This window comes from Paenibacillus sp. FSL H3-0457 (genome assembly GCF_037981725.1).
In the GTDB taxonomy this organism is placed as follows: domain Bacteria; phylum Bacillota; class Bacilli; order Paenibacillales; family Paenibacillaceae; genus Paenibacillus; species Paenibacillus amylolyticus.
Genome location: NZ_CP150283.1, coordinates 5,087,714 through 5,111,407, shown reverse-complemented (window position 1 = coordinate 5,111,407; position 23,694 = coordinate 5,087,714). Strand labels below are relative to the sequence as shown.

Annotated in this window: 22 protein-coding genes; 13 read left to right on the top strand and 9 right to left on the bottom strand. The window is 45.2% G+C overall.

Translation table 11 applies throughout. From position 1 onward, the window contains the following. The first annotated feature begins 152 nt into the window (after positions 1 to 152). The 3 genes from MHH25_RS22555 to MHH25_RS22545 all read left to right on the top strand — a co-directional run bounded on the left by MHH25_RS22555 (position 153) and on the right by MHH25_RS22545 (position 5,612). Positions 153 to 3,320 carry a GNAT family N-acetyltransferase gene (locus MHH25_RS22555; protein ID WP_340018141.1) on the top strand — a complete coding sequence of 1,056 codons (3,168 nt, stop codon included), beginning with the start codon at positions 153 to 155 and terminating at the stop codon, positions 3,318 to 3,320. Continuing rightward, on the top strand, positions 3,307 to 4,185 hold the full coding sequence (locus MHH25_RS22550; RefSeq protein WP_036617253.1) for a TatD family hydrolase: 879 nt from the start codon (positions 3,307 to 3,309) through the stop codon (positions 4,183 to 4,185). The genes MHH25_RS22555 and MHH25_RS22550 overlap by 14 nt, the downstream gene beginning before the upstream one ends. Before the next feature lie 263 nt (positions 4,186 to 4,448). Continuing rightward, positions 4,449 to 5,612, top strand: a complete 1,164-nt coding sequence (locus MHH25_RS22545; RefSeq protein WP_036674351.1) for an iron-containing alcohol dehydrogenase — start codon at positions 4,449 to 4,451, stop codon at positions 5,610 to 5,612. A gap of 154 nt (positions 5,613 to 5,766) precedes the next feature. Here the strand turns inward: MHH25_RS22545 and MHH25_RS22540 are convergent, their stop codons facing one another. Further along, complete coding sequence (locus tag MHH25_RS22540) at positions 5,767 to 6,192, bottom strand: hypothetical protein (RefSeq protein WP_047843942.1); 426 nt, start codon at positions 6,190 to 6,192, stop codon at positions 5,767 to 5,769. 276 nt (positions 6,193 to 6,468) lie between these two features. Between MHH25_RS22540 and MHH25_RS22535 the strand changes: the two genes are divergently transcribed. Continuing rightward, complete coding sequence (locus MHH25_RS22535) at positions 6,469 to 8,526, top strand: methyl-accepting chemotaxis protein (RefSeq protein ID WP_179087909.1); 2,058 nt, start codon at positions 6,469 to 6,471, stop codon at positions 8,524 to 8,526. A gap of 99 nt (positions 8,527 to 8,625) precedes the next feature. On the opposite strand, the gene MHH25_RS22530 is transcribed toward MHH25_RS22535, so the two are convergent. The 6 genes from MHH25_RS22530 to MHH25_RS22505 form a co-directional block, all read right to left on the bottom strand. Then, positions 8,626 to 9,012 (bottom strand): Rid family hydrolase, encoded by a 387-nt coding sequence (locus MHH25_RS22530; RefSeq protein WP_047843941.1) that lies wholly within the window; start codon positions 9,010 to 9,012, stop codon positions 8,626 to 8,628. A 19-nt stretch (positions 9,013 to 9,031) separates the two neighbouring features. Continuing rightward, positions 9,032 to 10,408, bottom strand: coding sequence for an amidase (locus MHH25_RS22525; RefSeq protein WP_076252836.1), 1,377 nt, complete (start codon positions 10,406 to 10,408; stop codon positions 9,032 to 9,034). Between the two features lie 193 nt (positions 10,409 to 10,601). Then, complete coding sequence (locus MHH25_RS22520; RefSeq protein ID WP_076252835.1) at positions 10,602 to 11,633, bottom strand: ABC transporter substrate-binding protein; 1,032 nt, start codon at positions 11,631 to 11,633, stop codon at positions 10,602 to 10,604. 34 nt (positions 11,634 to 11,667) lie between these two features. Next, the gene (locus MHH25_RS22515) at positions 11,668 to 12,534 is read right to left on the bottom strand and encodes an ABC transporter permease (protein WP_076252834.1); all 867 of its coding nucleotides are present in this window, start codon (positions 12,532 to 12,534) and stop codon (positions 11,668 to 11,670) included. Beyond that, positions 12,534 to 13,310, bottom strand: coding sequence for an ABC transporter ATP-binding protein (locus MHH25_RS22510; RefSeq protein WP_036617567.1), 777 nt, complete (start codon positions 13,308 to 13,310; stop codon positions 12,534 to 12,536). The genes MHH25_RS22515 and MHH25_RS22510 overlap by 1 nt, the downstream gene beginning before the upstream one ends. 240 nt (positions 13,311 to 13,550) lie before the next feature. Beyond that, positions 13,551 to 15,230 carry a PucR family transcriptional regulator ligand-binding domain-containing protein gene (locus tag MHH25_RS22505; protein WP_340018140.1) on the bottom strand — a complete coding sequence of 560 codons (1,680 nt, stop codon included), beginning with the start codon at positions 15,228 to 15,230 and terminating at the stop codon, positions 13,551 to 13,553. 228 nt (positions 15,231 to 15,458) lie between these two features. Between MHH25_RS22505 and MHH25_RS22500 the strand changes: the two genes are divergently transcribed. The 5 genes from MHH25_RS22500 to MHH25_RS22480 all read left to right on the top strand — a co-directional run bounded on the left by MHH25_RS22500 (position 15,459) and on the right by MHH25_RS22480 (position 18,384). Continuing rightward, positions 15,459 to 15,935, top strand: coding sequence for a hypothetical protein (locus MHH25_RS22500; protein WP_340018139.1), 477 nt, complete (start codon positions 15,459 to 15,461; stop codon positions 15,933 to 15,935). Positions 15,936 to 16,091: 156 nt separating this feature from the next. Next, entirely contained in the window at positions 16,092 to 16,736 is a 645-nt protein-coding gene (locus MHH25_RS22495; RefSeq protein WP_076252831.1) for a hypothetical protein, read from the top strand. Positions 16,737 to 16,975: 239 nt separating this feature from the next. Next, positions 16,976 to 17,488 (top strand): pilus assembly protein, encoded by a 513-nt coding sequence (locus MHH25_RS22490; RefSeq protein WP_340018137.1) that lies wholly within the window; start codon positions 16,976 to 16,978, stop codon positions 17,486 to 17,488. A gap of 85 nt (positions 17,489 to 17,573) precedes the next feature. Next, positions 17,574 to 18,107, top strand: a complete 534-nt coding sequence (locus MHH25_RS22485; protein WP_076252829.1) for a hypothetical protein — start codon at positions 17,574 to 17,576, stop codon at positions 18,105 to 18,107. Between the two features lie 73 nt (positions 18,108 to 18,180). Further along, positions 18,181 to 18,384: a hypothetical protein gene (locus MHH25_RS22480; RefSeq protein ID WP_047843932.1), complete on the top strand. Its 204-nt coding sequence runs from the start codon at positions 18,181 to 18,183 to the stop codon at positions 18,382 to 18,384. 159 nt (positions 18,385 to 18,543) lie between these two features. Here MHH25_RS22480 and MHH25_RS22475 read toward each other — a convergent pair whose 3' ends face one another. Continuing rightward, the gene (locus MHH25_RS22475; protein ID WP_340018135.1) at positions 18,544 to 19,122 is read right to left on the bottom strand and encodes a hypothetical protein; all 579 of its coding nucleotides are present in this window, start codon (positions 19,120 to 19,122) and stop codon (positions 18,544 to 18,546) included. Between the two features lie 250 nt (positions 19,123 to 19,372). Between MHH25_RS22475 and MHH25_RS22470 the strand changes: the two genes are divergently transcribed. After that, positions 19,373 to 19,807: an NUDIX domain-containing protein gene (locus MHH25_RS22470; protein WP_340018134.1), complete on the top strand. Its 435-nt coding sequence runs from the start codon at positions 19,373 to 19,375 to the stop codon at positions 19,805 to 19,807. Between the two features lie 132 nt (positions 19,808 to 19,939). Continuing rightward, positions 19,940 to 20,347: a hypothetical protein gene (locus tag MHH25_RS22465; protein WP_340018133.1), complete on the top strand. Its 408-nt coding sequence runs from the start codon at positions 19,940 to 19,942 to the stop codon at positions 20,345 to 20,347. A 151-nt stretch (positions 20,348 to 20,498) separates the two neighbouring features. Here MHH25_RS22465 and MHH25_RS22460 read toward each other — a convergent pair whose 3' ends face one another. After that, positions 20,499 to 20,873, bottom strand: coding sequence for an iron-sulfur cluster biosynthesis family protein (locus MHH25_RS22460; RefSeq protein ID WP_237177085.1), 375 nt, complete (start codon positions 20,871 to 20,873; stop codon positions 20,499 to 20,501). 275 nt (positions 20,874 to 21,148) lie between these two features. Here MHH25_RS22460 and MHH25_RS22455 point away from each other — a divergent pair, with 275 nt between their 5' ends. Together MHH25_RS22455 and MHH25_RS22450 are read left to right on the top strand one after the other, a co-directional pair. Then, on the top strand, positions 21,149 to 22,177 hold the full coding sequence (locus MHH25_RS22455) for a LacI family DNA-binding transcriptional regulator (protein ID WP_036617286.1): 1,029 nt from the start codon (positions 21,149 to 21,151) through the stop codon (positions 22,175 to 22,177). A gap of 181 nt (positions 22,178 to 22,358) precedes the next feature. Continuing rightward, complete coding sequence (locus MHH25_RS22450; protein ID WP_076252824.1) at positions 22,359 to 23,630, top strand: sugar ABC transporter substrate-binding protein; 1,272 nt, start codon at positions 22,359 to 22,361, stop codon at positions 23,628 to 23,630. Positions 23,631 to 23,694: the final 64 nt, after the last annotated feature.

Genomic DNA, 23,694 nt, shown 5'->3' with positions numbered 1-23,694 from the left:
TACATAAGGGTTGCATGGATTCATTGACACTTCATACGGAAGTGGATACCGAAGCAATGATATAATGCTCTGAAAATGCTTCCAATTATAGTATGATAAGACTATCACTAGCTTCTTCACCATCCTGTACATAAAGATAAGGAGATCCAAATATGACCGTAACTTCGATTATCGACCAAATCCATATTATTGAATACGATCCCTCTTACGCTGCCGCACTCGCTGATATGTGGAACCGTAGTAATGAAAGCTGGGGAGGTGGCACCAACCTTAGAACAGAGGAAACAGTTCGCCGGGAGATGGAGAGTTCGTCCAATCTTTATGTGTTTCTAGCCGTTCATGAGAAAGAGGTTGTTGGCTTCTGCAGTTTTGCTCATTACCGCTATGACGAGAGAGCGCTATATGTACCGCTGCTTAACGTACGCCCCGACTATCACGGTTATAAAGTTGGACGTAATCTGATCCTGAATGCTGTGCGCAAGACCGTGGAGGCCGGATGGCCTCGCCTGGATCTGTTCACATGGGCAGGCAATACAAAGGCTGTACCGATGTACAAGAAATGCGGATTCTTCTGGGAAAAAAAAGATGATAATGTGCATCTGATGAATTTCATCCCTACCATTTTGCAGACCGAAGCACTTGCTCCTTATTTTGAGGAGTTGGATTGGTATGCAGACAGCACGCGTGAACTCGTGGTCGAGCCGGATGGCCGACGGGAGCGTGGTTTTGATTTCTTTGACTACACGTGGAAAAAGGGAGATGTCTCCCTGCGGGCTGAATTTGAAAAGTCGGGTCGCGGGCTGACTGCCCTCGAAACACCAGATTACGAAATCTTAACAGAAGTCGATGATCATGATCTGGTATTCGGTTCCAGCTATAACGTTCGCTATCGCATTAAAAACACTTCTGCGTCCGAATTGGCAGTTGAGATCAAGGGTGAGGATAACAAAAACATTCGATTTGCGCTGGACGTTGCACGAGCAGTGGCTCCGGGAGAAACCATCATCTTGGAAGGTGAGTTTCACCTTGATCCAATTACAGAGGAACAGAATAACAATAAGACGCATCCCGTGGTTGCCAGCACATGGTTGATCGGCGGTAAGAAAGCGGAGTTCAGGTTAGGTATTGCCCCGAAATTCCCGGCCAAGATCAAGACCATCTTGCCTGTGAAGGAACTCTATCCAGGCATCCCGGCTGAGCTGGTTCTGAACGTGGAAAATAATGTGGATGCCGAAACGGAGTTCAGCTTGGACCTGCCGGAGGATGAATTCCTTGAATGGGCAGAGCGTTCGGTGCGCTTTACGGTGCCTGCCAAAGGCAAAGTGTCTGTGCCAGTACCTTTCACCTTGCGTTCGTATGGTCTCTATTCCCAAGAAGTAGAAGTGACGGCAATCCCAGTGGGGAACGATGCGATCTCTTTTACAAGCAAAATTTCTGTACTGATGAAGGGAATCGAAGGGAAATATGGTGGGCAGATTGAGGATCAATGGGTGGCTGTTAATGGCGCATTCTCTCTTCATATGAGCAAGCAAGATAATAACATGTGGATTGAATATCCCGGTTCCCGTCATTCATTCTGGTGGACTTATCCGAAGCTGGGTAAGCCGTTTGCCGAAGAGTTATCCAAGAAACAAGCAAAAGAAGTGAATATTTATCCCGAAGGTGAACGTCAGGTTCTTGAAGCACTGTATGACTCGGAGGATTTCCCTGGCTTGCAGATTAAGTCCGTGGTCAAGCTGTCTGCGAATGGAGTCGCCGAATTCCACCAAGAGGTTGAAAATACACGAGACACCGCCTGGGAAGAAGACCTGTTTCTGATGAATAACTTCGGTTTCTACGGAAACCAGCTAATCCTCCCTTACCAAGGTCGTTTTGTGGATATGGGGGATTCTTACGCTGGCGATCCGAGCCATTGGAATAGCTCACAGATTACGGAGAACTGGCTGTTCTGCAAAGAAGAGTATGGTGCCAGCGGTATCTATTGGGACCCTTCTCTGAAGCTGCTTCGCCCGGAATACACGCTGGGGTTGCAGCATGAGCTTGGCCGTATTGCCGCAGGAGCCGTTGTACGGACCAAAGCAACTGTATATGCTTTGAACACGTTTGCCAAATGGCATGATTTCCGTGCGTTTGCACGGAAGCAGCGTAACCCGGTCATTCCGTTGCTGGACAGTCATCTGGATCTGACACTAAGTGAGGGGAATCCATTTGCCCCGGACGTGCTGCAAGCAACGTTGACTGAACACAAACTGGTTCCGCTTGCGGGCAAGCTGGAGCTATATGTGCAGCAGGGTGGCAAACCGGAGGTTATGGCCAATGCTAAGGAATTCAATCCGGAGCAGAATCTAAACTCAGCCAAGCTGACATTCTCACCAGACGAAGCGGACCGAGACCAGCACGCGAGTGGTTGGAAAGTTCGTGGGCTATACCGGGGCGAAGATCGGATTCAGGAGCGAACTGCCCTTTGGTTCCCACAGAGCGGAACAGAGGTGAAGCAGATGATTGAAGAAGGTTCATCTGGACCTTTGTACAGTGTAGACAATGGGGTGTTGTCGATCGCTGTTGCTCCTGAATTCGGGAGTGTAGTACACTCCCTGAAATATGCAGGAGAAGAATGGCTGGATAGCTCGTACCCTGAACCGGCTCCACGCTCGTGGTGGAATCCGTGGTACGGCGGACTGGGTGTTGGGGTTCCAGGCATGAATGGTTTCAGCCGCCAGTTGGAACAAAGAGCCGCTTCCTGGACAGAGCAGAAGGATCAATACGGCAACGTCTGGAAGGGTATAAAGCTGACCACCCGGATTGAGAAGCATGAAGCGAATCGTGGAATCACGATCCACCAGCATTATCTGATGCTGCCCGGTGTTCCTGTGCTATGCACGTTGCTTGCCGTAACAAACGAAAGTGGCCTGACGCTGACGGATTACTCGCTTGCGGAGGAACGTTTCCTCCAGCCTTCATCTGTATTTGCGGAAGGTTGGATAGAGCAACCGGGTAAAGATCGATTCCCGCTGGGCAAGGTGGATGTGGGCCTGCCACTTGAAGATCTTTTGCGAGTAGGATCGGTTTCGCGTGAAAACATGCTGCATGCGGTCCATCGTTACCCGAATCAGAGTGCGTGGGGGTTTGCCAATAATCAGGTGACGGGTCTGAACGTACATCATCATATGACACTCCAGCAGGGGGAGACGGTCTGGACGGAGCCGACATATCTGGTTCTGGGACAGATCCCGCTGAGTTCAGCGGATGTGCATGACCTTCTCAAACTGAATTTTGTAACTTCTACCGATGAAAAGGAGGCTTCACATGTCGATCATTGATATTCACATTCATCTGTCGGACATCGACAGCTTTCACCGAACAGCGATCGATCTGTCTAAAGTGGATTACTCTGCCGCTGGTCTTAAAGCGGAGTTTGATAAGAACGACGTCATTATGGGTATCGGAATGGGGGTTACGGAGCAGACGAAGGGAGCGTTCCCGGATTCCAGTTCCCCTAACCCGATGGGGTTAGATCTGGAAGAGAAGGTTCCGTCATTCCTCATGGAATGTGTGGGGATCAATCCCAATGCGTTAGACGGTAAAAACGCTCAGGACGAGCTTGACCGGATTGAAGCTAGACTGCAATCCCCGGAGGTAGCCGGAATCAAACTCTATGCCGGATACTATCATCATTATGTGTACGACAAAATCTATACCCCAGTCTATGAACTCGCAGCCAAGTACAACCTGCCTGTCGTGATTCATACGGGTGACACTTACTCCATGAATGGATTGCTCAAATATTCGCATCCGTTGACGGTGGATGAATTAGCCTTGCAGCAACGCGGTGTGAACTTCATGATCTGTCATCTGGGTGATCCCTGGGTGATGGATGCAGCTGAAGTGGTGGCGAAGAATCCTAATGTGTATGCGGATTTGTCTGGTCTTGTGGTGGGGGATCGGCCCCATTTTGAACGGTTCATGAACGAGCCTTTGTTCATGGATCATTTCCGCCGGGCCTTGGTCTATTCGGATCATTACGAGAAAATGCTGTTTGGCACCGACTGGCCGCTTGCGCCCATCGATCTGTATGCCGAATTTGTCCGCCGACTTGTACCGGAACAGCATCATGATAAAGTCTTCTATGAGAATGCCTTCGGGCTGTTTCCGCGTATTGGACAGCGGATTGCCGATCTGGGTTAGAACCTAAGTACCGAATTCTTAATATCTGAGGGGATGTAGACCATCCTGTTATGGAAGCATGTGATGGTCATATTGAATGCCTGTGATGTAAGCTCCTGCCACTTTGCTGGCAGGAGCTTTTTTGTCCAGGAAAACAGTGTTTAGTCATGACAGACTCCATACTCATCTGTTATCTCCTTCTTGTCTGTATTTGTTTTTACGAATAAAGAGAACTATAATGGTGGATGCACAAAATTTCAGACTTCTTTGGAGGAACATATGTTATGAGATCTTTTCAGTTTTATAATCCGACCCGGCTGATTTTTGGCAAAGGGCAACTTCAAGCACTACAAACCGAAGTTCCAAAATACGGAAAGCGTATTTTGCTTGTATATGGTGGTGGAAGCATCAAACGTAGCGGGCTGTACGATCAGGTAATCAGCCAGTTGAATGAAATCGGAGCAGAGGTTACGGAACTGGCTGGTGTGGAACCGAACCCTCGTCTGTCTACGGTTCATAAGGGTGTAGAACTATGCAGAACACATAACATTGATCTGGTTCTTGCGGTTGGCGGCGGCAGTGTACTAGACTGCGGGAAAGCCATCGCAGTAGGAGCCAAATACGATGGAGACATGTGGGATGTTGTTGTGCGCGAAGCAACCCCGGAAGGCGGACTTCCACTGGGTACAATTCTAACGATGGCAGCGACAGGCTCCGAGATGAACAACGGTTCAGTAATAACCAATCAGGACACGCAGGAAAAATGGGCATGGTTCAGCGAGTATTCTTTCCCAGCGTTCTCCATTCTTGATCCGGAGTACACATACACCGTACCACTGGATCAGACTGTATACGGCATGGTAGACATGATGTCTCATGTGTTTGAACATTATTTCCATCTGGATACGAATACACCGGTTCAGCTTGGATTCTGTGAGACGATTCTTCGTACCGTTATCGATACAGCCCCTCGTCTGATCAAAGATCCGGAAAACTATGAACTGCGTGAAACCATTCTCTACTGCGGAACAATGGCGCTTAACGATGTCCTGAATATGGGGCTTGCCGGAGATTGGGCTTCTCACAATATAGAACATGCCGTTTCGGCTGTGTACGACATTCCGCATGGGGGTGGCCTTGCAATCCTCTTCCCACACTGGATGAAGCATAATCTGGATGTGGATGTAGATCGATTCAAACGTATGGCCATTAATGTATTTGATATTAATCCTACTGGAAAGTCGGACAAACAAGTTGCTGAAGAAGGCATTGAAGCGCTGCGTACATTCTGGACTTCGATTGGTGCCCCTAGCCGTCTGGCGGACTATGACATCGACGACAGTCAGATTGATGTAATGGCTGATAAAGCGATGCGATTTGGTCCGTTCGGATTCTTCAAAAACTTGCAACGTGAAGATGTAGTACAAATTTATCAAGCTGCATTGTAATTGTAAATCTCACAATCACTTTGTATAATGAGTCACATTAAACAAGGACCTTCCTGTAATACATAGGAACGTCCTTGTTTTTTTATTATGACATCATATCTTATGCGCTCCACCGTGTATCTGGACTTCAATATCATGTGATCCCCTTTTCGAATTAATTCTTCGGTTCAACTACGGCTACATTGACAGGGGTATCCTTTCGTTTCAGATACATCTTGCTTGGACGATGCAAGAGCACGATGAGCAGGGCGAAGAGATGAATCAGGGTGAACAGGTTACTCTCATTCGGAATGGCAACGAATAGCGCCAGACTCAGAAACGTCACGGTGAGCTTGAACTTTCTTTTGGTGATGAATATAACAGCAAGCAGGCTGGGACCGATGATAAACAACATTCTGGCTAAGATTACGCCAGAGGCGTAAGCCAGATCATCTCCTTTGCGTAAGAAACCCAGATAGGTCTCCATGTTCTGGTTGAAGTCAATGAGGAACACGATAAAGGACACAATTACGTAGATCAGTTTCACACTCAATAAAATGCGCACGACATTTAATAGCGTAGGTAATGCTGTTTTTGCCATATCACTTCTCCTATTCGACATTTAATAAAGTAGGCATTTTCGGATTCAATGCGTTGTCCCTCTTCCTGCACGATATGTATTTCATATATTATACGATGTTGATGTCATATTTTGTATTAACCCAAAGTCTTCATTTTCCAATCGTTTGCAGTGGCCTTTGACCTAGAATAACTGGGGAAACAGCTTACAGATTATTTGATATCGACCGATATAAAGTAGATACATAGAATTTGGACTTCATAATGATGAAAATGAAAATGGATGGTGAATGTAATCATGGTATTTAGCAAGGCAAGAGAACGCATGCGCAACATGTCGTTCAGAGTCAAACTGCCACTTATGATCAGTCTGCTGGTGTGTATCGTACTGGCGGTAACTGCAGTAGTATCCTACACTGTAGCGGCTGTCATCACACTCGACAAAAGCAAAGATGAGATTAAAGCAACCTCGGACCGGGTGGGGGCAGGTTTGTATGCTTCACTAAGTTTGGAAGAACAATCCACCTTTTTGATCACAACACATCGGACCTTCCAGGATCTGCTGGAGATTCGAAATACGGATGGACAGGAAGGGGAGAATTTTTTCTCGGAAAACAATGAACTGCTGGATAAGGCAAGTGGTATTCTTGCGGACAGTCTGGCAGGTATGGAAGGTAACAACAGTCTGATTTTGTTGGATCGGAATGGCATTATTATTGCAGCGAATGATCCGGCAGTTATCAAGGCAGAACGCGGAGATCGGGCATATTTCCAAGAAGCGATTCAGGGTAAAAATGTGATTAGTGAAGGGATTGTAGCCAAGTCCTCAGGACAACTAGGTACGGCTTTTGCCATGCCAATCTACAATGAGAATCAAGAAGTACAGGGAGTGCTCGTATCTGCAGCATCCACCTCGTTCTTCGTTAATCAGCTACAAAATATCAATATTAATGATGAGGGAAAAGTGATCATTCTGGACCGTGCAGGTACGGTCATCTACGATTCAGCGGATGAGAAGTTGGCAGGCCAGAAGATGGAGTCCGGCGAATACCAATCATTGATAGATCTTGCTCCTGGCGCTGAACTACAGCAAGGGGATATTAGCACAGATGAGAAAGTGGCGTATTACTCCAAAATACCAAGATCAGACTGGACCGTCGTTGTTGAAGATAAACTGAGTGATGTGCAGAAACCTTTGCGTGCGATGGCAAAACAGATGTATATTGTTCTGTTTAGTGCTATTGCGGTCTCCGTCGTAGCGGGTATTCTGATCTCTTTGCTGGTAACCAGACCAATTACAAGACTAACTGTGTTGTTCAGACAGCTTGCTGACGGCGATCTGACGGTGCAGGCTCAAGGTAAATATAGCGGAGAATTCAAACAATTGGTGGACAGCTTCAATACCATGGCAGCAGGCAATAAACAGCTGATCTCCAGCATGAACCATTCCATCGGCATCCTGAAAACAAGTACATCCGAGCTGGAACAGTCCACTCAGCAAACTTCGACCACGATTGCCGAAACAACGACAACAGCATTTGAGATTTCACGAGCGATGGAGTCCCAGGCGAACGATACGGAAGCCATTGTGGACAAATTCATGAATGTGGGTAACAAGATTGCCAACGTGAATGGAATGTCGCAGGCAGTGAAGTTCAAGGCAGATGAAATTACGGATGCATTCAAAAATAATCATGAAGTTATTGATGCACTCATTGCGGTGAACGGGCAGAACGAGATTGAAGTTGGCAACATCTCCAAAATTACAGTGCAACTCGCCGAAAGCTCCTCGGGCATTCACCAGATTACAGGTACGATTGCCGAAATCGCAAATCAGACGAAATTACTTGCTTTGAATGCTTCGATCGAGGCGGCGAGAGCTGGTGATCAGGGACGTGGCTTCGCAGTCGTTGCTTCTGAGATTCGCAAGCTGGCAGAGCAGACGACAGCTCAATCGGAGGATATCAACCGAATTGTGATGCAGACCATTGATCACGTGGAGCAGAATAACCGAAGTGTTCAGGCTATTGAAGCAATTGCGGAACAGCATAAGAGCAGCGTTAGCCAGACCAAGGAGACATTCAATTTTGTCACCGAGAATATGAATGAGATGATGAGCCAGGTTCAAGCTATTGCCACAGAGATCGAATCCATTGAACGTGATAAGGATGATGTCATTGGGGCGGCACAGAACTTGTCTGCTTCCGGTGAAGAGGTGTCGGCTTCTGTTGAGGAAGTCACAGCAACAATGCAGGAACAGTCCGGCATGACGGAACATTTGACAGATATGGTGCAGAGAATTGATGGACTGACCAAACAACTGGCCGAAGAAGCATCTCGCTTCAAAACAAAATAGGAATACGAAAAGAAACCCTTTTCTCAAAAGAGAACCGGGTTTCTAGAACAAAAAGAGCACCTGTACCCATCTATGGCTACAGGTGCTCTTTGGTGTGTGTTACTCTCCTCGAATGGAAGGCGCATACGCCAGCACTTCCATTTCAATTAAATAAGGGCCTAAACCGCTGAATACGGTAATACGGGCGGGATAGGGTTGTTTAATCATTCGCGCATACACTTCGTTGTATTCGGGTTGATCCTCGACTCGGGCCAGATGAGTGGTTACCTTCACAATATGATCGAGTGTAAGTCCGGCTTCTTGCAGGATCACCTCAATATTACGAATGCACTGCTCCGTCTGCTCCTTAATGCCGCCAATGGGCTCAAGCGTCTGTGGATCGACACCTACCTGACCTGCGACGTAGAGGAAATCTCCTGCGCGGACAGCATGGGAGAAAGGAAGCGGGAACTTGGGTGCTGCACTTGCATGTATGATGGTAGACATCGTAGCGGTCATTCCTTTCCTAATGAATGTGTATGATTGGTGTTAACTGATGCCAGTTCGTAGCCTGCTGATAATGATGAGCGATGGACAACAGGCGGTCTTCTCGCATGAGTGGACCAGCAAGCTGCATGCCGATAGGTAATTGCTTCCCTGAGGTGGTATCAAACCCGATGGGTACGGTGATGGAAGGTAGACCCGTATTGGTGAACGGTCCGTTAAAAATCGGGCTCCCCGTCTTGTAGCCGTATGGGGCCACATAGGGTGTTGATGGAGTCAATAACACATCCACTTCATCGAAAAGCATCATCATCTCGCTCCGGAATATCGTTCGGATGCGTTGTGCCTGCAAATAATCAACGGCACTCGTCTGGTAACCGAGTTCAAGCTGCTCCCGCATCGTGTGGCCGTAACGATCAGAGGCTTCCGCGAAGCGTTCCTGATGGAAGGCGGCAGCTTCTGCCCGCATAACCGTACGATGAGCAGCAATGGTCTCTTCCATATAAGAGGGCAGGTCAACTTTCTTCCATTGCATGCCCAGCTTCTCAAGCACAGCGATTGCCGACTCTACCGCTAACAAGATCGCTGGTTCATCGGTTTGGAAGAAGTTGCTCGGGAGACCGATCACCATTTCTGAAATAGGATGCTCAAGAACATTTTTTAAGTCTGGCTTGCCATAAGGAAGCGTGAAGGAGTCCAGCTCATCTTGCCCGGCCATTGCTTCCAGAACGATTGCGTTATCTTGTGCGGACCGAGTGAATGCGCCAATATGATCCAGGCTCCAACTGGCTGTGATGACACCATTACGGCTAACTCTGCCGTAAGTGGGTTTCATACAGGTTAATCCGTTGTAAGCTGCGGGTCTAAGCAGAGATCCAAAGGTCTGTGTCCCGAGTGTGAAGGAAGCCATGCCAGCCGCTACTGCAGCGGCAGAGCCGGAGCTGGAACCGCCCGGGGTATGTTCTAAATTCCATGGGTTGCGGGTTGGTGGTTCTCCTCCCTGAAAGGCGTATTCCGTCGTTGTTGTCTTGCCGAGCAGGATAGCTCCTGCAGCTTGCAACTTATCAATCACTGTTGCATTCGTTCCGGGTACGAAGTCTGGAAAGGTACTTGATCCAGCGGAGGTGCGTATGCCAGCGGTATGGATAATGTCTTTGGCTCCATAGGGAATACCATGCAGAGGACCGAGATATTCGCCATTCATCAGTTTTTGTTCAGACTCTCTCGCGGCCTGCAAAGCCTGTTCGGCGGTGACCGTAACAAAGGCTTGCACAGAAGGCTCTACTTTCTCAATGCGATTCAAATAGGATTTTGTAAGCTCAACAGGAGATATCAACTTATTTTTAATCAGTGTTGCGGCTTCAGCAATCGTCAGCTCGTTAAGTGGTTTCGTAATCATCGCAGAGGCACGCTCCTATGCGGGGGATTGGGCCCTACTTCTTCTGGCAACTTGAAGTTTCGAATCAGCTCCAAGTCTGCTGTAAATAGGGCAAGCTCCTCGCTTGTAATAACTCCGTCCGCATATTTGGCGCTTTCTGTACGGCGGTGTGTGAGATAGTCGTCCTGGTTCAGAGTAATCACCCTTTCTCTCTCTATTTGGTGGTGAAGCTTGAATCGATAATCTCCTCGTAAGCGAGGTCTTCCTTCAGATTGCCGATGAAGCGTTGCATGTCGATTGCGGTCTCGAAGGCTGATTCATTGATGAGCCCCTCCGCAGGATATACCTTGCTGTCGATCATGCGTTGTACCGCTTGCTCCACGACGTTTTTGTCCAGATTCGGAAATTCCTTCACGGCAACTGCTTTTGCGCCTTCAGGATTCGATTGAATGTAGTCCAGAGCTTGCTCAATAGAGGTGACAAAGCGCTGGGTGAGATCAGGATTCTTTTCAATGAAGCTTGCAGTTGTATTCATGGTTGCAAAGGCAAAGTCAGGATAATCCTTCGTAAAATCATGGACAATATGCAGTCCCTCAGCAATGCCTTGATCCAGCTGCGGCTCGTAAACGATGGCAATGTCGGCTTTGCCGGCTAATACAGCACCAAGCTCGGAGCCATTCTGAACCTCAGTGATCGTCACATCCTTGTCGATATCGATGTTATTGTCAGCGAATAGTTTCTGCAGTAAGCTGTTCGAACTTGTAGGTGCCAAGCCCACAACGATGGTTTTACCTTTGAAATCCGCTGTCGAGTTCACGGTTACTCCTTCTCGCGCAACTGCCCATACTGGAGCACTGCCGGATAGAAGGACCAGTGAGCGAGCATCTCCGCCCTTTGCATTAGCAAATGCGACATGCTCAGGACCATGGAAGGAGAACGCCGACTCGCCTGAGATCACCGAAGACAATGCTGTTGGACCGCTTCCGGCAGCACGGATGGAAGATAGCTCAATGCGATTCTCCTCTAGAAAACCTTGGTTGTTCGCTACATACAAGGGAAGGTAGAGCAGGTTGTGATACACCTCGGAGACCATAATTTTGTCCACCTGCGTATTTGCTTGCCCCCCGCTATCAGATGCACCTGCACCACTCGCGGGTGTTGTGGCATTGCTTCCGCATGCACTGAGCAGTGTAGTCAAAATAACCGTCATCGCTGTTAGAAAAGCTATCTTTTTGAATGTACGCATTAGTCATCAGTCCCCTTTAATCGTTGTAGGTCAGCTATACAGATGTGGATTTGCTGCTGGTCTTGTTGTCATTCCATGGAAGGAGACGGGATTCGATATAACCGACACAGGTGTAGAGGAGCATGGCGACCAGCATAAGCATGAACACGCCGACCCATACGGCCGGAAGGTTGAACAGGTTACCTTCGACGAATACCATGTGTCCAAGTCCTTTATCTGAAGAGATGAATTCTCCACCTACAACAGACACCAGTGCCAAACCGATATTGATCCGGAAGGCCGAGATGATCCATGGCAGAGAGGAAGGAACGATAATTTTGCGGAAAATTTGTGATTTCTTTGCACCGAAGGATTTCATCAGATTAATCTGGGATTCGTCGATTTGATGCGTCGCTTGGTAGGCGGATAATAGCGCGACGATAAATGTCGCCACGGAGGCCAGAGCAATTTTGGAGAAGATGCCTGAGCCAAACCAGATGATAATCATGGGAGCAAGTGCGATCTTCGGAATACCGTTCATCGCTACAATGAATGGATCGAGCACACGGGCAACGGACTTGGAATACCACATGAGCAGTCCTGCCAATGATCCGATTAAGCTTCCGGCTACAAAGCCGATAACGGTGGCATTCACCGTTGCAAACGCGTCTGTAAGCAGTTGTCCTGAGCTAGCCATGGTGATGGCGGCATCAAGAATGGCGCTTGGTGATCCCATGAGGAATCCGTTAACAAGTTTCAGACGAACGGCGGATTCCCAGATCACCAGGATGACCGCTACAATAATGAACCGCCACAGCATCGTCATCAGCCATTCTTTGGAGAAGGTGGGCTGTCTGCGTTTGCTTTTCGCAACTCCAGCAGGCTTTCCGGCAAGGGTAACTTCAGGTGATGTGCTCTTCATTAGCTGATCCTCCCCATTTGGATATCAAGCTCTGACCAGATCGATTCAAAATACTGTTTGAACTTCTGGTCGGAGCGGGCTTTCAGTGCTGAGCCATATTGCGAGGCGAGACCAATGTCATACACCTGCTTCACGGTTGTTGGTCGTTTACTCATAACGGCAATACGGTCGGAGATGGCAATCGCTTCCTCGATGTCATGCGTGATCAGGACGCCTGTCTTGCCCTCGGATTTCAGGATAGACAAGATCTCATCCTCCAGAATGAGTCTGGTCTGATAATCAAGTGCGGAGAAGGGTTCATCCAGTAATATAATATCGGGCTGGGTAACGAGGGTACGAATGAGGGCTACACGTTGGCGCATACCGCCTGATAGTGTGGAGGGATAGGCTTCTGCGAATGAGGCCAGGCCATAGCGATCCAGATAATCCATGGCAATATCGCCGCGATCCTTTTTGGACATGCCCTTCACTTCCAAGCCTAGCGTGACATTGTCCAGGATGCTTCTCCAAGGAAGTAACAGGTCCTTCTGCATCATATAACCGACATGTCCGGTGGTCTGATCGATCTCTTCGCCACAGACGATAACCTTCCCATTTGTCGGCTTAAGCAGACCTGCGATAATATTGAAAATCGTACTTTTGCCGCAACCGCTCGGTCCCACGATACTGAAGAACTCCTGTTTCTTGATTTGCATCGAAACCTCAGCCAGGACCTGAATATCTTCTCCGGTTGCACTGACAAATGATTTGGATACGCCTTGTATTTGTATAGCCATGATAGGTAGCCCCTTTCCTACAGCCTGATGTTTTTTCGTTTCTTGATGTAATTGATGTTAATTAACATGACATTAATGGATATATTCCTAATCATATAGACTGTTTGCATCATTGTCATTAGTTACTCTGAACATAAAAATAGAATTAAATCAGTTAAAATGCACAAATGAAGATTGAACGTGAATTGAATATGAAAAGAAAACAAAAGAACGTGTCATTATACATGACACGTTCTCGATTTAAGACGTATGATTAGCTTCACTAGGGGCTGGATTAACATTCAAAAGGGACTCAAGTGCGAAGGCAAGTCGGAAGCGAAGGCTCTCCATTGGGTCCTTAATGTTCCTGCCGGTTAGTTTCTCGCATTTCTCCAACCTATAGATCACTGTATTGCGATGTACAAAGAGCTCTTTGGCTGTATCGACGATCTGGCAATGATTCTCATAGAAGGAGGACAAGGTTTTCATCAGTTCGTTGCGCTCGTTTGGATCTCGGTCGTTGAAGGGCTTAAAGGTTTCATGATGGAACTGCAGCATCTCATCGTGGGGAATCATGCGCAGCAGACGGCTTATATCCATGGTTTGATAGGAATGAGCGAAGCGGGTCTTTCGCATCTGATAGCCGGACTGGAGCGCCTTGACTGCTTCTTTGTAGGAGAGTCCAATATCCAATACATTCGTGTAGGAATTACCTATGCCGAAGGATAGGCTGAGCTGCGACTCTGTATACAGATTGATCGCCATCCGCTCAAGCTGCTGAACAACGGTGTGTTCGTCCCAAGACGTTTCAGCCAAAAAGACGAGTATGCCGAACTGGTCGTTCTTAGTAAACATGACAAAGGAGAGATCCAATCTGGCGAATTCCTGTTTAATCAGCTCATAATTAGCGTCTCGTTCCGAGATGAATCGCTCTTCCCCAGAGGGAGTAGAGTTCTGCTTAGGTATGCCCGCTAAGGATTCATCCTTTTTGGCAACGATGAGAACAGAACTTCCTTTGGCTTGCAGCCCATATTTCTTGCCGCGATGCAGCGCTTCTTGTTCCGAACGAATGAAACCCTGAATGAGATCGGAGAAATATTCATTTTTGTAACGGCGGGAGCGCTCCTTGACGGCTTGATTCTTGGTTAACTCGAGACCGATCACATTGACGGCTTGCTCCAGTGCCAGAGTGGAGAGTTTAGAGGTTGCGGAACTGTCGTATAGTGCGATCAAATAACCCTCGTGCCGATCCGTGAAGATGGGATGAAGCTCGGCGTGTCGATATTTATCAGCAGTAAGCAGGCAGATCGAGATTGCGGTGTGGAAGGAAGGGTGCTCATCTATAAATGTCAGTATGGGCGCGGCAAGAGACAGGTCATCCATCTGTTGTGCATAATGGGAGCTTGCCGTAATCTGCTTCTTCGAACCAAGCAGTAGTACAGGTGAGGATAGCAGTTGAGACAACGTATCTACGATGGATGGTATGCCTTTTCCCTGCATGACCATCGTGGAAAATTGCTTGTGAATAGACAAGGCATAATGTAGCTCATGGGTTTTATTCTGAAGGATGGCACTAATCGAATGTTGAAATATCTCACCGAGTGTATTGTCAATCTCAGACAGTTCGATGATTGGGAAGCCCAGCCTGTCGGCTGTCTCAAGCAGTTGCGGAGATAATTCAAGAGAGAAACGCTGAGTCTTGACAGCAAGCGCCGCACAGCCAATAGTATGCATGTCTGTAATGAATGCAAGATGAGCATCAGGACGCTCTTTCAAGATATAACCGTTGGTCAGCAGCATATCTCCCGCCTTCAGGAATTGGACAATATCTGGCGCATCCATAATATTAATTGATTGCACCAAGCGATCTAGTCCGCGATGTCCTGCAATAACCTTTGCTTTGGAGAGAATGGGGATATTCAATAACTGTTGCAGATCCATCTTCAACCCACTCGCTTTCATAATAATATGTTATAAAATCTAACATTAAGTTAGGTGGGCGTAAAGAAGTGTTTGGATAAAGAGGCTAAAAGATAGATGTAAACATATTTCTCATAAATATAAAAACTTTCCAATAATTCGATGCGTTATACTAAATAGATCTCAAAGAAAATTTGATCGCTATTACCAACTCTATCAACTCTATCACTAAAAAGGAGTTCTCAATCCATGAAACGAAAAGGATTAGTATTGCTTTTACTTGCCAGTGTTGTTGCTGGTTCTATTTTAGTAGCATCGACTACTACTGCGGAAAGAGTCGTAGCCCAAACTCCGATGGAAGCGGCAACGGAGTACTTTCAGGCTTACATTGCTAGGGATGTTGAAGGAATGATGTTCTATTCTAAAGATACCAATTATTTGGATGAGAAAAGTCGTGAAGAAGGATATGTGAAGGATTTTAAAACCAATCCAACTACAGGATATGAAATTGTGGAAAGCAAACAAATCAACACGGATGAAGTTCAATTTTATGTAGTTCAAAAGTATGCAGGACAAGACTACGAACAGTCACCACCACTCCCGTATAAAATTTTCGAAAGCGAAAATGGATGGAAGGTTTTAGTAGAGCCACTAGAAATCAATACATTGACAGGTGAAGTCACTAAAGGTACACCGATTCACGCTTTGCAGTATACAGATCATTAGTTGTGATTTTGAAAAGCGATTCCGAGGAATAAATTTATCAGAAATTAAGCTCGGAAAGGCGGTGTGGCAATGCCAGCGACCTGGACATTTAGTGCAAACAAGAATAGACGTGCTCCCTTTTGAGAAATAATCTTAGACAAGGGGGATATTTGTATAATGAAAATTTCAGACCGACTATTAAGACAATATTTAGATCACGTTTATTGGATATGTGGAGGCCCTTGTGGCGGCAAAAGCACGATGACAAAGTTACTTTCTTCAAAATGGGATATGAATTATTATTCCTCAGATGACCACACTTTCGATTATCAAAAAAAGGCTAATCCGCAGGATCATCCAGCAATTTTGCGACACTTCATTGATTGGGAATGGTTCTTTTTAGGGCGTGGGAACGATAGAAGTCACTGGTTGAATTCAGTGTTTGATGAAAGCGTTGAGTTTATTATTTTGGATTTGTTACAGATGGGGAAAGAGAAGCCAATCGTAGTAGATACTTTTATGGAACCTGCTTATCTAAGGGAGATTGTTAACCCCAATCGCGTTGTTTATATGTTTGCAGAAGATGGCCTAATTCGAGCGGAGTATCTGGATCGAGATCATCTGAGAGGCATGGAGGATGTGTTCCCTAATTTATCAGATCCACAACGTGCACGGGACGAAACATTAAACACGGTGGTTCGAGCATCGAATCATTACCTGCAACAAGCAGAGCAGTACCAATTAAAATGGTTTATGAGAACATCTCAGTCCAATAAAGATCAGATGTTATTGGAAGTTGAAAAGCATTTCGGTTTTCGATGACTGAAGTGTCAAATGCTATCAGTCGTCATTTGTTACACTAAAAGTATACGGTAACTCAATAAATTTCAGACAGCAGTCGATCAACCTGATCGGCTGCTTTTGTTCAGCAACGGGAAGGTAACTCAATGCCATCTTGTGAATTACAGGTGTAACTTTTATTGATTGATAGCGTTGTTAACAACGAGGAACTTCTTATAGGTTTTTAGAATAACTAATAAAAGAATACGAGGAATGAAGTAATGAAGAAAAAGAGACTATTTTTTACTATTGTAGCATTAGCGTTAACAACAGCGACCGTAACTGCCTGTGATTCAACAAGTCCAACTCATGAGAATATGTCTACTCCAAAATCTGGTGTATTATCAAGCAAGTCCGAAAGTGCAACCCTTTCTAATTCTTTAAGCGAACAAGAGAGCAAGCCCTCCCACTATATTGTTTCTGGAGGCGCAACGGTACAGCAACCCTTTTCCGTAAATCCGGAATTTGTACACATAAAACTGCTTATGAAGAACAATAGTAGCCATGAAGTCAATGTTAGTTTAACGCACTTAGATACTAGTAAATTGTATTTCGCTAGAACGATTGCTCCCGGGGAATCTTTGAATTGGATAAATAGTAAAGAAGGTTTCACACAGGGTATGAGTACTGGAGACTACTTGCTTCAATGGAGTGGTGGCGGTTATCGCGTTGAAGGGGAAGTATGGGGATCAGCTGGTTCAGACCCGGACGATACTGTTCATCTAACTTATTGAACTAACGGACAGGTTAGTGTAAGGACAATGGAATAATGTACTATCTCATATAGAATACTTTATCTTTAAAAGGGAGGGGAGCACATTGCATAATATGATGAATAAGAGACAATTTATTGAGATGACAGTTAAAGAACAACATTCTGTAGTATTCAAAGTTAATAATCGAGATGAATTTTTCCGTGGTGTTGCTAAAGGATTAAAGGAAGGCTACCTAATTGTTGAAACAGAAGAAGGTATAAACTTTAAATTTAATATGGATGACATCATTGAGATTTATGCTATCAAGTCTTCATCTCCAAAGCATAGTGCTATCCAATCCCACAGTTTTATGAAAGATAGCAAGGATGACCTTGAAAACCTTGTACTCCAGTTTGAAAGTTTAAATGACGATGTAAAGAAACAAATTACCTCTTCTTTATCAAAAGTGCTTAGTAAGCAAGTGATCATTTCGAAAATGGATATAACTTCATACAATGTATCTGAAATTGAAATGATTACTAAAACGATAAATGGATATCTACTCACTATTAAAACACTGGATATTCATTCCGAATTTTTCGAATCATACAACCAAAAAACTTGTTTTGGGAAAGGGCTAGATCACAATCGAGAATAGCCTAAGGGAGGAAAAATTATAAATGCTAAAATAGCAGGTCGGGAACTGTCAAAAATCCCTGGGAGGTGAGTATGTGAAAGAAGGAATTAAAAATGTGCTGTTAGGTACTGTGGTTTTTGTTGTTGGCTTTTCCATTATTCTGCTTCTTACAAGCTCCGATATTGAAGCTGAACTTACATATTATGCTGCCATAGCATATGCTCTTCTATACTTAGCCAGTGTTATATCTGTTTGCACTGCGGTACTCCTGAAAAAGATGACTCAATTAAAAAAGTGAATTACTCTTAAGCTAGCTGAAAACGTTAGCTCAATAAAACAAAGAAAGCAGCCGATCATTTTTGATTGGCTGCTTTTATTCAACTAATGGGCAGTTTAGTTCAAAAAGTTCCATTAATTTCCATGTAGCTACAATAAGCAATTTATCCTAATGTCCGTATTACAATAAGCACTTTATTGCTCTTTTTAAAGTAGTATTCCAAGGTCTTGATTCAATCAATTCAATTCCATTCCTCTTACAGGTATCTGCTATCCAATCTCCATATGAAATACTTACTTCAGCTCTATCATGTTGTAATTTGCCACCTTCTCTTGCTAAAAAATTCTGCACTATTTGATTTTTATCTGATTCATGTACAAATATTGATTTCACCTGTGGGTTATCAAAAGATAATGTTAATTCGGGATAGATAAAATCGCCTTCAATAATGATAGGTAATTTATCTTCAATATGCCGGTTTGCAAGCTCTTTTAATACTGGAACCATTTCTTTGCTGACATCAATCAGCCAGTTTACCGTGCCGTCAACTCCAAAGTATTTCCTATCTATATCAGAATCCCAATAATGAATTACAGGAAAATGCTCCTTTGTTGTAACTGTTTTTACGGATAGGTGAACATCATCTACTTCCAAGACATTCACACCATAATATCGAGCAATCTCATAAGCAATACTTGATTTACCTATTCCTGATGCTCCACCAATAAATAAAACTGTCCAGTTTCTATCATTATTCATTTTGCCAACCTCATTTATATCATCGATTATTTTAATGATTATGTAGTTGTTCAATATTATTCTACTTATTCCCTTCTTCTCTCACATCAAATTTCAAAACGGCGCACAGAGAGACCATGAATCAAAGGTGAATACTTTATTAGACGGAAGTTGGTAAAACGCGCAGGACTTAGGTCTAGTGCGTTTTTTTTACAAAAGAAATGTAGGCGTAAAAATGGAAATCATGACAGATTCAAGAGGTAACATTTTTTTGGAATTTATTCGTATCGAGTACGATAAGGTCATTACAAGCACACTGGATGCTCCACTAACACATGCTCTAATTGTGGTGAAGTGCGAAGGGAAGTATCTATTCATGCATAATAAGTGGAGAAACAACTGGGAACTTCCAGGTGGTATTATTGAAGCTGGAGAGAATGCGAAGCAATGTGTAATTAGAGAATTGTTTGAGGAAACCAATCAAAATATTAATTCGGCTGAATTCAAAGGGCTAATGAAGTTTAGACTCCAGCCAAGTTATCATGGACCTGAACGGACAGAGTATGGAGCTCTGTTCATGGGTGAATTGTGCCAACTTGATGATTTTGTTGAAAACGATGAAGCTTCTTCAATTATCCTTTGGGATGGTACATCAGAAATTGGTGATATCGCAGAAATAGATAGGAAGTTAATTGAATTCGTGTGATATATGATTGAACTAACAGTAAACGATAGTTCAGGAGAATCAAGGAACAAATTGAGCAACCCTTTCTATACATCATTCGTTAGAGTATGAAAGAGGTGATATGAAATTAATAAAATGAGTAATAGCATCTTAATGTTGGTATTAGTGGTATCCATGATAATAGCTGGATGTTCATCAACCGAAAAAAATGAAGATACAATTACTGAACGTGTAGTAACATCTGATTTTATTCTCGAAGTAACAACACCAACAGTTTTAAGTACGGGTGAGATATTGAAAGTAAAAGGAACATTAAAATATACAGGTATTAAACTTGTTGAAGTAACCCATGGAAAACCTATAATTCGTTTTTCCTTCTCCGGTAGTAACGAGCAGCGTAATTATGCGGATGTGGGATATGTAACTGAGTTTAAGTCAGGTCAAGTGGTTGAGGTTGAAGATGAGTTTATAGTAACCAAAAAAGGGAAACAAAATCTCATTGTGGATATGACCGCGGATATCTCTATGACCATGAACCCAATTGAAATTCTTGTGAAGTAATCTTAGTAATATTTAACTGACAACAAACGTTAGCTCACATGAAATGTTTACGAAAATAATGCCTAATAAACTCATTAGAAATGATAAAAAACCTCCCGTCCCGCATGACATCTGGGCTTGGGAGGTTTTGATTATAGTGCTAATTCAACGTTTATCGTACAAACCATCCAGTGGGCTGAGGGGCTACGTCTGCGGTATCTCGTAAATCATGGACTTTGACATTACTGCCATAGATCATGGAATCGCTGCTCAGTCGGAATGAAGGGAAACTGTGCTCGGATTGCAGACGCAGAGAGGGTTCAAAGTAAATCTGCTGCTGTTTGTTGATTACAAAGGGAAGCGACCCCGCTTCTACGGTAACATCATCGCTATCCGGTTCGTTTAAGATCAGAAGTACCGCAATTCCGTCACAACCGCATCCATCGGTATCATAAAACAATTTGAAATAGCCTGGTCGATCTCCCAGCTTTTCAGTAAGTCTTGCTTCTGCCAGCGGACTGACTTGAATGATCATGACGTTGTTCACACTCCTCTAATCTCCAATGAATTCGCTTACAATTTAATATATGGACCATAAACGCAGATTAGAAGGTGAAATAAAGAAAAGCAAACATGTCCTGTATATATTGACGCTAATGCGTAATGCAAAGAATAATTAACGTATGAATGTTATACCCGGAATTTCTATGGGTTCAGTGTGAAATCATTCGCCCGTCAATGAAACCCATTTCATCGCCATTCCTTATCTGGTATGATAAGCAGGGAAAATAGGGAAAATTAGAGAAAAAGGAAGGTTCCGCTATGACACCGATCACCATATACGACATCGCCAAAGAAGCAAATGTATCTGTAGCGACGGTCTCCCGGGTACTGAATGATACGGCACCTGTGCGTGCAAGCACCCGAGAGAAGATTATGTCCATCATTGAAAAACACCAGTTTCAGCCCAACGCGCAGGCGCGCAGTCTGATCAAGAAAGAGACGGGCACTATTGCCATCATCCTGCCGGACATTACCAATCCCTTCTTCCCGGAAGTGTTCTGGGGCGCGGAGAATGAGGCTCGCGGATTGGGGTATACCTTCTTTCTGTGTAATACCGCAGGCGACTATAACAGGGAATCTGAATATTTGTCCATCCTACGAGAGAAGCGGGTAGACGGGATTATTTTTCTCGGCGGGCGTATTAACATGCAGGTCTGTCCGGATGACATGGCGCAGGAATTGATTGATATGGGCAAACGTATGCCAATCGTGCTGGTCAATGGCAATATTGCCAAAGGCGGGTTCCACCGGGTGTACACGGATGAAGGTGCAGGGGCAGCCCTTGCAGCGGAGCATTTGCTTGAACTGGGGCATCGCGATATCGCCTTTGTTGGCGGCCTGAAAGAGTTATCCACCACCATGGTCAAGGTCAGAGCTGTGCAGAAGAAACTTCGGGAACATGGGCTCGAAATACCCAAAGAACGGCAACTGCTCGGCAGCTTCTCCATCGACGACGGCAAACGGGAGATGTCCAAACTGCTGGATCGTGACAATCCACCTACCGCAGTTATCTGTGTCAATGACAATACAGCGATTGGCGCCATCAAATCGACGATTGAGCATGGGCTCTCAATTCCGAAGGATATATCCATTGTAGGTTTTGATGATACACCGCTCGCCAGTGCCGTTATACCGGAACTGACAACCGTATCCCAGAACACGTATCAGCTTGGCAAACAGGCTGTGGATGTGCTGCATGAGTTGATTAACCAAGGCAAACCGAAGAAGCAGATCATTCTGCAACCGGAGCTGATTGTGCGTCAAAGTACAGGACCTGCTGCAAGATAAAGGGGCCTGTAATTGGAAAAGAAAGCGTTGACATTTCCTCGAAGGGTGAAATATAATGAGTGCGTGAATGAAACCCCTTTCATAAAGTGGAACGGGTTTTATGTTTCAGCTTAATGAAACCCATTTCATGAAACGGGTTTCAGTGTAGTCATCCATTCATTATATCAAGGGGGCGTAACGTATGAGAAGAAGTCTAAAGGTCATTTCGTTATTGATGCTGGTCATGGTAATGGGTCTGACAGCCTGTAGCAGCGGGAGTAAAAACGGTTCTTCCGGCGAGTCCGGTGGCAAGGTTGATTTGAGCATGACAATCTGGGGCTCGGAGGATGAGAAGAAGATTTATCAGGAACGACTCGACATTGTGAAACAGACGTATCCCGATATTAACGTGAAGCTGAACGTGGTTGCAGGGGATTATGACCAGAAGGTACAGACCATGATCGCCGGGGGAACGGCACCGGACATCATGATGATTGCCGAGAACTATCAGGCTTACGCCTCCAAGAATCAGATTATACCGCTGGATGACATGATTCAGGCGAACAATGTGAACATGTCCGAGCGTTATTCCGATGATATCGCAAACCTGATGAAGTATGATGGCAAACAATTTGGTTTGCCAGATCGGGCAGGCGCGATGGTCCTCTTTTATAACAAAGATCTGTTCGACAAGGCTGGGGTGGAATATCCAACCAAAGATTGGACGCAGGACGATCTGATGGCGGCAGCTCAGAAGCTGACGGTGAAGGAGAACGGCAAGACGACTCAATGGGGTTACTACCCTGGCAGCTGGTGGCCGCAATGGATGCAGCTGATCTACCAGAACGGTGGCTCATTGTTCGATGAGAGCGGCAAACCAACCTTCAATACAGAGCCTGTGCGGAAAGCATTACAATTCATGAATGATCTGACCTTCACACACGGTGCGGGACCAACGCCAACCGAGATTGCCGACATGGGGAATATTGGAGCTGATCCGCTGTTCGCTCAAGGCAAGATCGCCATGGAAACGACAGGGTTCTGGAACATCGGTTCACTTGCCAAGGTGGAAGGCATTAATTGGGATATCTCTCCGGTATGGGGTGAGACGAACGCATTCTTTAACGGGTTAACGATTACCAACGCTTCCAAACACAAGGAAGAAGCATTCAAAGTCATCGAAGCACTGACCACACCGGAAGCACAGATGCCAATGGTCAAAGCCGGTCAGGATGCTCCTGCAACCAAAGCAGGTCTTTCCAGTGATGAATTCCTCAATGCCGAATATGGTGGCAAAAAAATCAACATGGCTGCGTTCAGTGAATCGACGATCTATGCGGAACCATTCAACCCGCAATGGAACGAAATGATGAAGCTCATTAACGATAAGCTGGGTGTCTACTTCAACAACAAAGCCTCGCTTGATGATACCGTAACCGAAATTCAGAGTGGACTGGAAAGACTCTACAAATAGAGGATTTTTCTGAACATGCACAAATAGCAGCGACAGCAGAACAGGTGGAATCGACGTGAATGCG